At 30.8% G+C, this 1,986-nt stretch carries 2 protein-coding genes; both read right to left on the bottom strand.

What is annotated here, in order from left to right:
- Positions 1–13: 13 nt before the first annotated feature.
- Positions 14–613, bottom strand: a complete 600-nt coding sequence (locus tag HMPREF1253_RS05450; protein WP_023055755.1) for a bifunctional 2-polyprenyl-6-hydroxyphenol methylase/3-demethylubiquinol 3-O-methyltransferase UbiG — start codon at positions 611–613, stop codon at positions 14–16.
- 4 nt (positions 614–617) lie between these two features.
- Entirely contained in the window at positions 618–1,133 is a 516-nt protein-coding gene (locus HMPREF1253_RS05445) for an ECF transporter S component (RefSeq protein WP_023055756.1), read from the bottom strand.
- Positions 1,134–1,986: the final 853 nt, after the last annotated feature.

The raw sequence follows: 1,986 nt of genomic DNA, 5'->3' as shown, positions 1-1,986 counted from the left end.
ATTATTATGAACACTATAAAAGGTTAATCTTTTTAGTCATTGACATCATAAAGCAATTATCGGTGTCAATTTTTATATCAACATTAAAAAAATCAGAAAAATATTTTATTTCTTCTTCCACGCCTTTAAGGGAATTAGAATCACTCTCAACCTTGCCGTGAAGCTTATTAATATAATTTTTCCCATGACCATGAGCAATAGTTAATCTGCCAGAATCAGAAAGAAGATTATATAACTTTGAAGCCAAAGCTCTTTGATCCTTAAAATGGGGATAGACATTATATAAAATTATAAAATCAAAATCTTTTTCATCAAAATCAAACAAATCAATATTTTTAAAAGAAATATTATCTTCCTTAAATTTTGATTCAGCCTTTTCAATCATTTTATCTGAAATATCTATAGCAGTAACCTTTAAATTTGTACCCTTGAAAAAATTTTCCAAGATTCCCGTACCGCAACCAACATCAAGGACTTTACCCTCATCCTCAATAGAAGATAATTTTAAAATAGCCCTAATTAAATCAAAATCATCATCAGCAATCTGATCCCATTTTTCAGCCATCTTATTAAAAAACAAAATATTTTCATTAATTTTTTTAATATTTTCCATCACATTACCTCATGGATTTTTCCACAGCCTTAACAATAATAGGAATGAAAATAAGTTGAATAATAATACCCGGTATACCCTTACTTATTCCTCCAATAACAAAAGCAATAGGAGGAGCAAATTGTACTGCAAAAACACTTGTCATTACATAAACTACAAGGCCAGCACCAATCCTACCTATAATCATTGAAATTATTAAAGAAATAAAAACATTTAAATTTAATTTTTTTCTTAAGATCGAAGCCACAAGACCATAAAGACCCAGTTCCACAATCATAATTGGAAGCATGGGCATAAGAGGTGGCATACTAGTAAGTAAATTAGATACAATAGGCGTAAGCACCCCAACTAGTAAAGCGAAAACAGGAGATAAAATCATTCCTCCCAAAAGCACAGGAATATGCATAGGTAAAAATACCGGGCCACCTGCTTTAAATAAATGAAAAGCCATTGGAAGTACAAGACCAAGGGCAATTAAAAGTCCTGAAAGGACAAGTTCTTTTGTTTTTGTAAGTTTCATATTTTTTACTCCCTTCTTAAATTATTTATATTTTAACACAAAAGAAGAATAATTATAACAATTGTTATAAAAATTTTTAAATTACATAAAAAATAAAAAATACAAAATACAAAAAAGAAATGATTCACATAAAGGGCAAAAAATATTTATAAAAAATGTTGAATTTGTTCTCCCATCATAGGCACACGGACCCGTAAACCGGGCCCTAGAGTCTTACATAGGTTTGTAGGGACCAATTTATTGGTCCGGCACCGCAAGGCGAATGAAATAAGATAAGCAATGAGAAAAGGTAAATATAAAATAATAACATCATTGAAAATAAAACCCAATGTAGGGACCAATTTATTGATCCGGCGCCGCAAGGCGAATGAAATAAGATAAGCAATGAGAAAAGGTAAATATAAAATAATAACATCATTGAAAATAAAACCCAACGTAGGGACCAATTTATTGGTCCGGCGCCGCAAGGCGAATGAAAAAATTTTAAAATAAAAATGCTTCACGTAAAGCATAAAAAACATGTTTCAAAAAAAAGTCGATTTTGTTTTCTCCCAAGAAACAGGCAGGCCAACAAAGTTTTTCATAGAAAACATGGTAAAAAATAAATTTCAATTTAAAAATAGCTTCACGTAAAGCGTAAAAAATATGTTTCAAAAAAAAGTCGATTTTGTTTTCTCACCCTAGGCACACGGACCGGTAAACCGGTCCCTACATGCCACAAAAGCAAATCTCTGCAAGAGGGTGTAGGGACCAATTTATTGGTCCGGCGCCGAAAGGCGAATGAAAAAATTTTAAAATAAAATGCTTCACATAGATCATAAAAAACAAATATTAATTAAAATACAATAAAAAA

It is taken from the genome of Peptoniphilus sp. BV3C26 (genome assembly GCF_000478985.1).
GTDB lineage: Bacteria > Bacillota > Clostridia > Tissierellales > Peptoniphilaceae > Peptoniphilus_B > Peptoniphilus_B koenoeneniae.
This window is presented reverse-complemented; position numbering and strand designations above follow the sequence as displayed.